This window comes from Thiohalomonas denitrificans, from assembly GCF_016841685.1.
Taxonomy (GTDB): domain Bacteria; phylum Pseudomonadota; class Gammaproteobacteria; order Thiohalomonadales; family Thiohalomonadaceae; genus Thiohalomonas; species Thiohalomonas denitrificans_A.
This window is the reverse complement of record NZ_JAENYR010000001.1, coordinates 29,202-40,834: the sequence shown is the minus strand read 5'-3', so window position 1 is coordinate 40,834 and position 11,633 is coordinate 29,202. Positions and strand designations below refer to the sequence as shown.

The window sequence follows — 11,633 nt, the reverse complement described above, 5'->3', positions numbered from 1 at the left end:
GTTCAGCCCTCCCCGCCCTGGTCGTCGCCGGGCGAACCGATGCTGAAGCGGGCGACATCACTTCGCATGTAAGGGGTGTGGTCGAACCGTTCCCCCTGATAGTGAATCGTAACGCCCGGCGCGTAACCCAGGATCACCCGGAATGGCGGCTTGCCCGTAAAGCGGAGTGTACGACCCGCCTTGATGACCCTTGATACCAGTTGTTGACCGTCGGCATTGGTCACCTGTATCCAGCTGTCCGCCTCGAACTCCATGCGAAGACCGGTCGCGGCCGGTTCCGCTTGTGCAACAGCTTCGGACTCTGCCGCCTGCGGCTGGGCTTCGGGTGCCGGTTCCGGTGTGGTCGGTTCCACCGGGTCGGGCTCCTCGGAGGCGGTGCCTTCGGACTCGGCAACAAAAACGGGCAGTTGAGCATCGGTTTCGGTAGCCGACTCGGGCCGCTCGGCAACCGTCTGCGCCTCTCCCTCCGGAGTCGTCGGCGTGGCTTTCAGGGCCGCTGTCGCGACTTCGGAGCTGTTACCCGGCTCTTCGAGTGCCGGCTGTTGGGCCAGCCACCACACCACGAGGAGCGCTCCCAAACCGATAAAGATCAGCCAGGTGACCATGCGAACCGGGAGATCACGGCTGGAAACCTGACTTTTCCTGACCCGCGGCACAATCTCCGGCTGAGGGCCTTCAAGATTCTGTTCATGCGCCCGGACGATCTCGTCAGCTGGCAGATCAAGCCGCCGTGCATAGCTACGGAGATACCCGACGACGAACGCCGAAGGAGGCATAGAGCTGTCATCGTCCTCTTCAAGCGCTGCCACTATCCGGGTCTGCAGACGCAACTCCGATGCCACTTCCTCGCGCGAAAGGTTCCGGGTCTCACGGGCCTCACGCAGACGGCGGCCCGGTCGTTCGGGAAGCGTTTTCTGCTTTGAGGTTCGTTGTTCGTCGACGGTATCGTTTTCAGACTCGCTCATTTTTGCTCCGACTCTTGGAGAAGACGTGCCTGCTCGGAATCGGGAAACCGATTCTTCAGATGCATTTCATAGCTGGAAAGGGCATCCCGGTCACCTAACTTCCTTTCGATCCTGATGCCCAGCCACAGCGAATTGGGAGTATATCGGGCCACCTCGAGATAGCGTTGAAAATAGGCACGTGCCGATAGGTAGTTGCCGCTCTGATAATTCAGATCGGCCATTCCGAACAGGGACTTGTGCAATTTCGGGTTCTGCGAAAGGGCTTTGCGCAGGTGGCTTTCAGCCTTTTCCAAGTCACCCTTACGCGTCATGCATAGCCCGAGGTTCTCATGAACGGCGCCGCGCTGCGGGTAAACAGGATCCTCCAGAACCTTCAGGAGGAACTTTTCCCCTTCATCATACCGGCCCGAACCACACAGAAAAGCCCCGAAGTTATTCAGAAGCGACGAATCGTCCGGCAAGGCGCGGATGGCATCGCGAAAATGTCCCTCGGCATCATCGGGCCGATCCAGCCGCTGGTAGAGGATTGCCAGATAATGGTTTGCCTCACCATGCCTACGGTCAAAAGAAAGGGCGCGCGTGAGCTTATCCATCGCGCGTTCGTTGTTGCCCTGCTGCATGTAACGCAACCCCATCTGGGCGTTCACATCAGCGCTTTTTTCAGCGTTCCGTGTCGGATTACCGGCACAGCCCACCAGCGCGAGGCCTACTCCCAGCATCAGGATGGCAGCGACTCGTCTCATGAAGCAATATCTCCTCGAAAGTTAATATGGCGTTCACTGCGGCGGGTCCGATCCAGAACCTTCCCCACCAACTGACCGCAGGCGGCGTCGATATCTTCGCCACGCGTCTTGCGCGTCACTGTGATGATACCCGCCGCCATAATGATGTCGCGGAACCGATCGATACTTTCCTGGCTTGAGCAGCGATAGGGGGCCCCCGGAAAAGCATTGAAGGGAATCAGGTTCAATTTCGATGGCACCGTGCGCAGCAGACGTGCCAACTTCCGGGCATGCTCGGGGGAATCGTTCACGCCCTCCAGCATGACATATTCAAAGGTCACGCGCCGGTGGGGCTTCCCTTCTACATAGTGTCGGCAGGCGGCCATCAGCTCCGCAATCGGGTATTTACGATTGATGGGCACCAGCTCATCGCGCAGGGCGTCCTCCGGAGCATGCAGGGAAACGGCCAGGCTGACGTCGCTGACCTCCCGCAACCGCTCAATCCGCGGCACCACGCCGGCGGTGCTGATGGTAATCCGTCGCTTGGAGACCCCGAATGCGAGGTCGTCCTGCATCAGCTCCATGGATGCCACCACCTCATCGAAGTTCATCAGCGGCTCGCCCATGCCCATCAGTACGATGTTGGTCAGCACCCGTTCACCCTTGTTTTCGGGCAAGCCCAATGCACGGGCCGCCACCACCACCTGTCCAATAATCTCGGCAGAGCTCAGGTTACGGTTGAAACCCTGACGGGCGGTCGAGCAGAAGCTGCAGGCGAGCGTGCAGCCCACCTGTGAAGAGACACAGAGCGTGCCGCGCTCCCCTTCAGGGATAAAAACCATCTCGACATGATTGTCATCCTCCAGACGCAGCACCCATTTACGGGTGCCGTCGCGGGAAGGCTGATCGAGGCTGATTTCAGGCAAACGGATCCCGGCGCGCTCCCTCAGCCGGGTGCGTAATGCCTTTCCCACGTTGCTCATGTCATCGAAATGATCCACCCCCCGGTGGTAGATCCATTTCATCACCTGAGAAGCGCGGAAGGCCTTCTCCCCCATTTCGGTGAAGAAGGCCTCCAGCTCCGGTCGCGGCATCCCGACGAGGTTCTGCTTTTTGTCACGGCTATCGGCCATAACCCTCCGCCTCACGAAGGGAATCGGCCACGCGCTTTCAACGGCTGCGCGGGCAGATTTCCTCGGGCTTGAAAAAGAATTCGATTTCCTGCTTGGCCGTCTCCGGGGCATCGGAACCATGCACTGCATTGGCGTCGATGCTGGAGGCGAAATCGGCCCGAATGGTGCCCGGTGCGGCTTCCTTGGGGTTTGTGGCACCCATGACTTCACGGTTTTTGGCTATGGCATTTTCACCCTTGAGCACCTGCACCATCACCGGACCGGACATCATGAAGTCCACCAAATCTTTGAAAAACGGGCGCTCCTTGTGGACTGCATAAAAGCCTTCGGCCTGCTCTCGGCTCAGCTGCAGCATCTTGGCGGCCACAATACTCAGGCCTGCTTTTTCGAAACGGCTGTAGATATCACCGATAACGTTTTTTGCTACCGCATCCGGCTTGATGATGGAAAGAGTGCGCTCAACTGCCATAGGGAAAATCTCCGTCATTTGTATTGGTGGGCCCCAGAGGCGGGAAAGTTTCCTACCTGTCCCCTAATACGCTAAACCCGCGATTATACGCGGGCTTAGGGGGGCGTTCCAGCACAGATCTTCAACCACGGGGAACACGGGGAGCACGGGGAGCACGGGGAGCACGGGGAACTGCAAATACCGAATGCATTCTCCCTGTGCTCCCCGTGGTTCTTTCGTCAGTCCCGTTCATCAATCCACGCCATCTGGATGGCCTCGAGGATTCCCTCGCTGGAGCTTTCCGGATCGTCCTCGAACCCGTCGATGCCACATACCCACTGGTGCAGATCGGTAAACCGTACGTATTGGGGGTCGACGTCCGGATGGGTTTCATCCAGCTCAATGGCGATATCCTGCACGTCCGTCCATCTCAGTCCCATCGTCGGGCTCCTGGTTTTGGTGAGTTGACCACGGGGAACACGGGGAGCACAGGGACTGCTTTGCAGGAACGTGAACGTCATTACCGGTTCGCCAAGACCCCCGGTTTTCCTGAAAAATCAGCGCCCCCGTGTCCCCCGTGGTTTACGGCTGTTCGGTCAGTTGCTTTCCGACACCATATTGATGGTGTATTTCGGGATCTCCACGGTCAGGTCTTCCTCGCCCACGACCGCCTGACAGGAAAGACGCGACTCCGGTTCGAGACCCCAGGCCTTGTCGAGCATGTCTTCTTCGGATTCTTCCGCCTCATTCAGCGACTCGAATCCTTCGCGGACGACGATATGACAAGTGGTGCAGGCGCAGGATTTCTCGCACGCATGCTCGATCTCGATACCGTTGGCCAGAGCCGCTTCGATCAGCACGGTACCGGGCTCGGCTTCAAACATCGCGCCTTCGGGGCAGAGTTCTTCGTGGGGCAAAACGATGATCTGGGGCATTCTCAAACTCCTACTAAGGATCTCACCGCAAAGACGCAAAGGACGCCAAGAACTGCGGACAAAGCATCGGGAAACAGAGGTGCTGCCGTTGAAAGAGCGGCACAACCCCATGCGGCGCATAAACCCGCGCCGCAATTCCCGTGCCTGGGGCGGGCTCGCAATTTGCATTGAGGCGCTTGAGGGGCAGTGCACGCCCGCTCTGTGTACTTTATGGCTTTCCTTTGCGCTCTTTGCGCCTTTGCGGTTAAGAAAATAAACGGCTCTACTTCTCGAACTCGTCCACGCTCTGACCGGACAGCGCCTCCTGGATTGAGGCGTTCATCCGGCGGGCGGCGAACTCCACGGAAAGTCGGTTAAGCTCGTCGGTCCGGCGTTTGAGCAGAGAATAATCGTTTTCACCGATGGTCTCCCGAACGACGTCCATGCTCCGCTCCAGAGCCTCACGCTCCCCGCTGGAGAGCAGGCGTTCACCGTCCACCTCTAGGGCGTGCTCCAGCGCCTCGAGGATACGCTCCGCCTCCACCTGCTGTTCGCGCAGGTTACGGGCATCCATATCCTCACGGGCGTGGTCCATGGAATCACGCAGCATCTCTTCGATTTCCGAGTCGGTCAGGCCGTACGACGGCTTCACCTGTATGCTCGATTCCAGTCCGGTGGTCTGCTCCCGGGCCGTGACCGAAAGCAGACCGTCGGCGTCCACCTGAAAGGTGACGCGAATACGGGCCGCTCCCGCCGCCAGCGGCGGAATCCCCCGAAGCTCAAAGCGGGCCAGGGAACGGCAGTCGGAAACCAGTTCACGCTCCCCCTGCACCACGTGAACCGCCATGGCGGTCTGACCATCCTTGTAGGTAGTAAAGTCCTGGGCGCGAGCCACGGGAATCGTGGTGTTCCGCGGGATGACCTTCTCTACCAAGCCGCCCATGGTTTCCAGGCCCAGCGAAAGCGGTGTGACGTCGAGCAACAGCATTTCATCATCCGGCTTGTTGCCGGCGAGCACATCGGCCTGCATTGCGGCCCCGATCGCAACGACCCGGTCCGGGTCGATGTCCACCAAGGGCTCGGTATTGAAGAATTCGCCGACCTTTTCACGCACACGCGGCACGCGGGTGGAGCCGCCGACCATGACCACACCTTTAATCTCTTCGGGTCCGACACCTGCATCACGCAGTGCGCGACGGCATGGGGCCAGGGTCTTACGGACCAGCGGATCGATGATCTTGTTGAACTGCCCGCGGTCCAGTTGTCCTTCCCAGTGGGTGCCGTCCGCAAGCTCCAGCCTGATCCCGGCCGTTTCGTTTTGGGTCAGCGTTTCCTTGGCGGCGCACGCATCGCGCATCAGGCGGCGCAGCTGCTTGTGATCGGCGTCATCGGCAATGCCGGCCTGTTTCATGATCCATTCCGCAACCAGCCGATCCATGTCGTCCCCGCCCAGAGCGGAGTCACCGGCGGTGGCCAGGACTTCGAAAACGCCTTTGTTGAGCCGCAAAATGGAGATATCAAAGGTGCCGCCGCCCAGGTCATAGACGCCGATAACCCCTTCCGAGCCGCGGTCCAGGCCATACGCGACCGCGGCGGCGGTCGGCTCACTCAGCAGCCGCAGCACATTGAGACCCGCCAACTTCGCGGCATCCTTGGAGGCCTGACGCTGGGCGTCATCAAAGTAGGCGGGGACGGTAATCACCACCCCGGTCAGGTCGCCCCCCAGGGACTTTTCCGCCCGTTCGCGCAGCGTCTTCAGGATCTGCGCGGAGACCTCCACCGGACTCACATCGCCACCCGCGGTTCGCAGGCGTGGCATGGCAGAGGCTTCGCTCTCCACGAACTCATAGGGCAGACGTGACCCCAGGCTCTTCACATCCGCAACGCCTCGCCCCATGAAGCGCTTTACCGAGGCTACGGTATTGAGCGGATCGAGCGCGGCCTGTCCCTTGGCGACCTCTCCCACTACGGTTTCGCCACCCTCCAGGTAACGTACTACGGAAGGCAATAGATGATTGCCCTGTTCATCCGGCAGGGTCTCGGCCATGCCGGAACGTACGGTCGCCACCAGGGAATTGGTGGTGCCCAGATCAATGCCCGCCGCCAACCGGTGTTGGTGAGGGGCGTCGGATTGTCCGGGTTCACTGATCTGCAGTAGTGCCATATGTACTCGGTCGTTTCAGAGCTCGTGAGTCAGCGCCTCTTCGAGCTCCTCGGTTTCACTGAGGAGTCGACGCATGAACTGGAGTTTGCGGACAGAATCCTTGGCCCTCTCAAGGACATCGCCTTCGCCATGGCCAAGGGCGACCCCCAGGTCTTCGACCAGGGCCCGTTCCCTTTGTTCGATATCGCTACGGATACGTTCCAGCGTGTCAAACGGTTCGTCACTGCCGCGGACAGCTTCCAGTGACTCCCGCAACTCCATCTGTTCCATGAGGAAGCCCGGGTCCATCGACGTGTCGGTTTCATCAATCGGGGCGCCCCGCAGCTCGAGCAGATAGCGAGCCCGAGCCATGGGGTCTTTCAGCGTCCGATAGGCTTCATTCACATGAGCGGCCTGCTGTATCGCCAGTCGCCGCTCCTGTTCAGAGGCATTGGCGAAACGATCCGGATGGGTCGTGCGTTGCAGCTCCCGATAGCGAAGTGCGAGCGCCTCGGTATCCACCTGAAAGTTCACGGGCAGGTCGAACAGCTCGAAGTAGTTTTTGGAGAGGTTCGTCTGCATTGGAGTCAACTTTAGATGTTGAAGCTTTCGCCGCAGCCGCAGGCGTCCTTCACATTGGGGTTATTGAACTGAAATCCTTCGTTCAGTCCCTCTCTGGCAAAGTCGAGTTCAGTGCCGTCGAGGTAGACAAGACTTTTCTTGTCGACGATCACCTTCACCCCATACCCTTCGAAGATCTCATCGTCATCGTCGACGACATCGGCGAATTCGATCACATAGGCCATGCCCGAGCAGCCGGAGGTTTTCACCCCAAGCCTCAGGCCAATGCCCTTGCCACGATTTGCGAGGAACGTCTTGACCCGCTCCGCCGCGGCCTCGGTCATGGTAATTCCCATCTCAATAGCCTCTTAAGCACTCTTGGCTTCGGCGCCGGCCTTCGATGCGTCCGCTCCGGGCTTTTCACCGCGCTTCGACTTGTAATCGTCGATCGCCGCCCGAATGGCATCCTCAGCCAGAACCGAACAGTGAATTTTCACCGGTGGCAGGGCCAACTCTTCAGCGATATCCTTGTTTTTAATGGTCAGGGCATCCGCCAGGGATTTACCCTTCACCCATTCGGTCACAAGTGAGCTGGAGGCGATGGCCGAACCGCAGCCGTAGGTCTTGAAACAGGCGTCTTCGATCACGCCTTCGTCGTTCACCTTGATCTGCAGACGCATGACATCGCCGCAAGCGGGTGCGCCTACCATTCCGGTGCCCACTTCGGTTTCGTCCTTTTCGAACGAACCCACGTTGCGTGGATTCTCGTAATGGTCAATTACCTTGTCGCTATATGCCATCGTCTGTACCTCTCTGGTGAGGGCGGGTAATGGTAAATCAATGAGCACTCCACTGCACCGAATCGAGATCAATACCTTCCTTGTACATCTCCCACAACGGCGACAGCGCGCGCAATTTGGCGATTTTGCCGTGGATCATTTCGATAGCCCGATCGATTTCAGCCTCTGTGGTGAAGCGGCCGAAACTGAACCGAAGGGAGCTGTGGGCCAGTTCATCGGAGCGTCCCAATGCGCGCAGCACGTAGGAAGGTTCCAGGCTGGACGAGGTGCAGGCCGAACCGCTTGAGACCGCCAGGTCCGATAGCGCCATCATCAGCGACTCGCCTTCAACATAGGCGAAACTGATGTTCAGGTTATGCGGAACCCGGTGCTCCAAGTCACCGTTAACAAAGACCTCTTCGATATCCTCGATGCCCTTGAGCAACCGATCGCGCAGCGCACGGATCCGCTGGTTTTCGCTCTCCATCTCCTCGCGAGCCAGGCGAAACGCCTCGCCCATGCCGACGATCTGGTGGGTGGGCAGTGTCCCCGAACGCATGCCGCGCTCGTGGCCGCCGCCATGCATCTGCGCCTCGAGGCGCACACGCGGCTTGCGGCGTACGTAGAGCGCACCCATCCCCTTGGGGCCGTAAACCTTGTGGGCCGAGAAGGACATCAGGTCGACCTTCATGGCCTTGAGATCGATAGGCACCTTGCCGGCGCTCTGGGCCGCGTCGACGTGGAACAGGATCTTCCGTTCCCGCATCAACTCGCCGATGGCGGCGATGTCCTGAATAACGCCGATCTCGTTGTTGACGTGCATGATCGAGACCAGGATGGTGTCGTCCCGGATGGCCTCTTCGAGACTCTTCAACGAGATCAGACCGTTCGACTGGGGATCCAGGTAGGTGACCTCGAAACCTTCCCTTTCGAGCTGCCGGCAGGTGTCCAGCACCGCCTTATGCTCGGTCTTGGAGGTGATGATGTGCTTGCCCTTCTTGGCATAAAAGTGTGCCGCACCTTTCAACGCCAGGTTGTCGGACTCCGTCGCACCGGAGGTCCAGACGATCTCCTTGGGATCGCAGTTAAGCAGTGCCGCCACATCCCGACGAGCCTTTTCAACGGCCTCTTCGGCATCCCAGCCGTATTTGTGCGAGCGGGAGGCCGGATTGCCGAAGAGGCTATCTTCGGGCCGCAGGTATTTGCACATCTGGTCGGCGACACGCGGATCCACCGGGGTGGTGGCCGAATAGTCGAAATAAATCGGTTTGCTCATGTTCTGTCGACTCCGAAGTTAACCGGATGATTCACCGCTAAGACGCAAAGAGCGCAAAGCAACCAGTACACCGTTAATCTGTAGCCTCTGCCATCAAACCGCGGCTAGCAGCCTACCTTCTACGCCCCTGAACCCTTGGCGCCTTGCGGTGAGTTCATTACGGTTTGCTCATGCCCAGGCGCTGCCTGCCATCTTCCGCAACAGCGCAGCTTCCGCTGCCAACGCGCCCACCAGGGCGTCCACATCCGCTTCCGTATTACCGATGCCGAAACTCGCCCGCACCGCGCAACTTGCCAAATCCGAAGGTACCGCCATGGCCCCCAACACCGGGCTCGGTTCATCATGCCGGCTGCCGCAGGCCGAACCGCTGGAGAGCGCCAGCCCCTGGCGATCGAGCGCCAACGCCAGCGTGCCGCCCTCAATGCCGGGGAGTGCAAAAAAGCTGGTATTCGGCAGACGTTTCGCGCCCGCTCCGAAAACCATCGCTTCGGGCATCCGCTCACTCAATCCGGCCTCGAACCGCTCTCTCAACTGTTCCAATAGGGAAGAGCGGCTCTGCAGCTCGCTGCGAGCCAATTCGGCGGCCTTCCCAAAACCGGCAATCGCGGCAACATTCTCGGTCCCGCCCCGACGACCTCGTTCCTGACCACCACCATGCACGAGCGGCTCGATATCGACCGCCTTATCCACGATCAGTGCGCCGATACCCTTCGGACCGTAGAGCTTGTGGGCGGACACGCTCATCAGGTGTGCGCCCGCTGCGGTAAAATCGATGGGCACCTTGCCGGCGGCCTGCACCGCATCGGTGTGCAGCAATGCACCCCGATCCCGTGCAGCCTCGGCCAGCGCCGAAATGTCCTGCAAGACACCGGTCTCGTTGTTGGCCCACATCACCGAAACGATAGCTGCGCTGCTGCGGCTTACCGCCTCCGTTTCAACGCGCCCCTCACTGTCCACGGGCAGCCGTTCGTGCCGCCAGCCATGGCGTGCCAAGGCCTCCACCGGTTCCCGCACCGAGGCGTGTTCTACCGCACTGATGGCCATGCCACCCGGCACCCGGCGAAACGCGGCTCCTTTAAGGGCCGCATTGTTAGCCTCTGTACCGCCGTTCGTGAATACCACTTGGGAGGGATGCGCACCGACCAGCTCGGCCAACTGCTCCCGAGCAGTGTCCAGTGCGGTGAGCGCCGAACGCCCGAAAGCGTGCGTGCTGGAAGCGTTGCCAAAACCGTCCCGAAAGTGCGGGAGCATCGCCTCGAGCACCCGCTCATCCAGCGGGGTCGTGGCATTGTGGTCGAGATAGGCTGACACCGGATCATCCCTAGTTATATTGAGGCTGTTTCTTCTCTTCGATGATCTGCGAGTGCCGGTCCTGACGGGCCGCCACATTGCGGACCTCCTTGCGCTCCACCAGGTCGCCCAGGGTGATGCTTTTAAGGAAGTCGTAAATCTGGTTACTCAGCTCGCACCAAAGTTCATGGGTAAGGCACGACCCGCCGTCCTGACAATCACCCTTCCCGCCACAGCGCATGGCGTCGACTTTTTCATCGACGGCGGTAATCACGTCGGCGACGCAAACTTCGCCGGCGGGACGGCTGAGCTTATAGCCGCCACCTGGACCGCGGGCACTATCCACGAGGCCGTTTTTGCGCAGTCGGGAAAAGAGCTGTTCAAGGTAGGACAGCGAAATACCCTGGCGCTTGGAAATGTCCGCGAGCGTAATCGGACCGTTGGTGTAGTGCAGTGCGAGATCCAGCATCGCGGTCACCGCGTAGCGGCCTTTGGTCGTCAGTCTCATTACCTTTGATCCCCAGATATCGTGTTTAACGACAATTGCCACCTAAATTAGCAATACCTAGCATTTTAGTCAACTATTGATTTCGCCCTCTTTGGACTCCCGGGCACGCTCATCAGAACTCTCCTCCTGGGTTTTGCCGTTCCCGATCTCGCAGCTCTTCAATTCCGGCAACTCCTTTTCAGGGAGTTCCGCACCCATACTGCGCATCGCCTGGCACATCTCGTCCATTTTGCTGTCCATGGCATGGATATGGTCGAGCATGCAATCGATAGCGTTGGCCACCGGGTCGGGCATATCCTCGGCAGTGCCGTAGGCATCGAAGCCGATCTTTTTAGCGATGGCGGCGCGCTGATGGTCCTTGTCGCTGCGCTTGCGCTGCACCACCCGGCCAGGGATGCCGACCATGGTCGCCCCCGCCGGAACATCCTTGACGACCACCGCATTGGAGCCGATGCGCCCGCCGTCTTTGACCGTAATCGGTCCCAGCACTTTGGCCCCCGCGCCTACCACTACGTCATTGCCGAGAGTGGGGTGGCGCTTACCCTTGTCCCAACTCGTGCCGCCCAGGGTGACGCCGTGATAAAGCGTGCAGTCATCACCGATAACCGCCGTCTCGCCGATCACCACGCCCATCCCGTGGTCGATGAAGAAGCGGCGACCGATAGTGGCTCCGGGATGGATCTCGATTCCGGTCAGCCAGCGGGAGAACACCGATACCATTCGTGCCAGCCATTTCCATCCGCGATTCCACAGCGTATGACTCATCCGATGCAGGATGATGGCGTGAATGCCTGGATAGGTGGTGACGATCTCGAAGACGTTTCGGGCCGCCGGATCGCGCTCAAAGACGCAATCGATATCCTCTCGCAGCCTTTTGAACATTCAGTTACCGTT

At 59.6% G+C, this 11,633-nt stretch carries 14 protein-coding genes; all 14 read right to left on the bottom strand.

The features are described from left to right. Positions 1–2 precede the first annotated feature (2 nt). The 14 genes from Q7L05_RS00190 to cysE all read right to left on the bottom strand — a co-directional run bounded on the left by Q7L05_RS00190 (position 3) and on the right by cysE (position 11,621). Positions 3–965, bottom strand: coding sequence for a RodZ domain-containing protein (locus Q7L05_RS00190; protein ID WP_303900796.1), 963 nt, complete (start codon positions 963–965; stop codon positions 3–5). After that, on the bottom strand, positions 962–1,684 hold the full coding sequence (pilW, locus tag Q7L05_RS00185; RefSeq protein WP_303900857.1) for a type IV pilus biogenesis/stability protein PilW: 723 nt from the start codon (positions 1,682–1,684) through the stop codon (positions 962–964). Before pilW ends, Q7L05_RS00190 begins: the two co-directional genes overlap by 4 nt. Before the next feature lie 20 nt (positions 1,685–1,704). Further along, positions 1,705–2,820 (bottom strand): 23S rRNA (adenine(2503)-C(2))-methyltransferase RlmN, encoded by a 1,116-nt coding sequence (rlmN, locus tag Q7L05_RS00180; RefSeq protein ID WP_303900795.1) that lies wholly within the window; start codon positions 2,818–2,820, stop codon positions 1,705–1,707. 37 nt (positions 2,821–2,857) lie between these two features. Further along, positions 2,858–3,289: a nucleoside-diphosphate kinase gene (gene ndk / locus Q7L05_RS00175; RefSeq protein WP_303900794.1), complete on the bottom strand. Its 432-nt coding sequence runs from the start codon at positions 3,287–3,289 to the stop codon at positions 2,858–2,860. 218 nt (positions 3,290–3,507) lie between these two features. Further along, entirely contained in the window at positions 3,508–3,708 is a 201-nt protein-coding gene (gene iscX / locus Q7L05_RS00170; protein WP_303900793.1) for a Fe-S cluster assembly protein IscX, read from the bottom strand. 156 nt (positions 3,709–3,864) lie between these two features. Next, positions 3,865–4,203: an ISC system 2Fe-2S type ferredoxin gene (gene fdx, locus Q7L05_RS00165; protein ID WP_303900792.1), complete on the bottom strand. Its 339-nt coding sequence runs from the start codon at positions 4,201–4,203 to the stop codon at positions 3,865–3,867. Between the two features lie 262 nt (positions 4,204–4,465). Then, complete coding sequence (gene hscA, locus Q7L05_RS00160) at positions 4,466–6,346, bottom strand: Fe-S protein assembly chaperone HscA (RefSeq protein WP_303900791.1); 1,881 nt, start codon at positions 6,344–6,346, stop codon at positions 4,466–4,468. 15 nt (positions 6,347–6,361) lie between these two features. Continuing rightward, positions 6,362–6,907 carry a Fe-S protein assembly co-chaperone HscB gene (gene hscB, locus Q7L05_RS00155; RefSeq protein WP_303900790.1) on the bottom strand — a complete coding sequence of 182 codons (546 nt, stop codon included), beginning with the start codon at positions 6,905–6,907 and terminating at the stop codon, positions 6,362–6,364. 11 nt (positions 6,908–6,918) lie between these two features. Beyond that, entirely contained in the window at positions 6,919–7,242 is a 324-nt protein-coding gene (iscA, locus tag Q7L05_RS00150; protein WP_303900789.1) for an iron-sulfur cluster assembly protein IscA, read from the bottom strand. Between the two features lie 12 nt (positions 7,243–7,254). Beyond that, positions 7,255–7,686: a Fe-S cluster assembly scaffold IscU gene (iscU, locus tag Q7L05_RS00145; protein WP_303900788.1), complete on the bottom strand. Its 432-nt coding sequence runs from the start codon at positions 7,684–7,686 to the stop codon at positions 7,255–7,257. A gap of 37 nt (positions 7,687–7,723) precedes the next feature. Continuing rightward, positions 7,724–8,941 carry an IscS subfamily cysteine desulfurase gene (locus Q7L05_RS00140; protein WP_303900787.1) on the bottom strand — a complete coding sequence of 406 codons (1,218 nt, stop codon included), beginning with the start codon at positions 8,939–8,941 and terminating at the stop codon, positions 7,724–7,726. 168 nt (positions 8,942–9,109) lie between these two features. Next, complete coding sequence (locus Q7L05_RS00135) at positions 9,110–10,252, bottom strand: cysteine desulfurase family protein (protein ID WP_303900786.1); 1,143 nt, start codon at positions 10,250–10,252, stop codon at positions 9,110–9,112. Between the two features lie 10 nt (positions 10,253–10,262). After that, complete coding sequence (iscR, locus tag Q7L05_RS00130; protein WP_303900785.1) at positions 10,263–10,739, bottom strand: Fe-S cluster assembly transcriptional regulator IscR; 477 nt, start codon at positions 10,737–10,739, stop codon at positions 10,263–10,265. Positions 10,740–10,808: 69 nt separating this feature from the next. Next, positions 10,809–11,621, bottom strand: coding sequence for a serine O-acetyltransferase (gene cysE, locus Q7L05_RS00125; RefSeq protein ID WP_303900784.1), 813 nt, complete (start codon positions 11,619–11,621; stop codon positions 10,809–10,811). Positions 11,622–11,633: the final 12 nt, after the last annotated feature.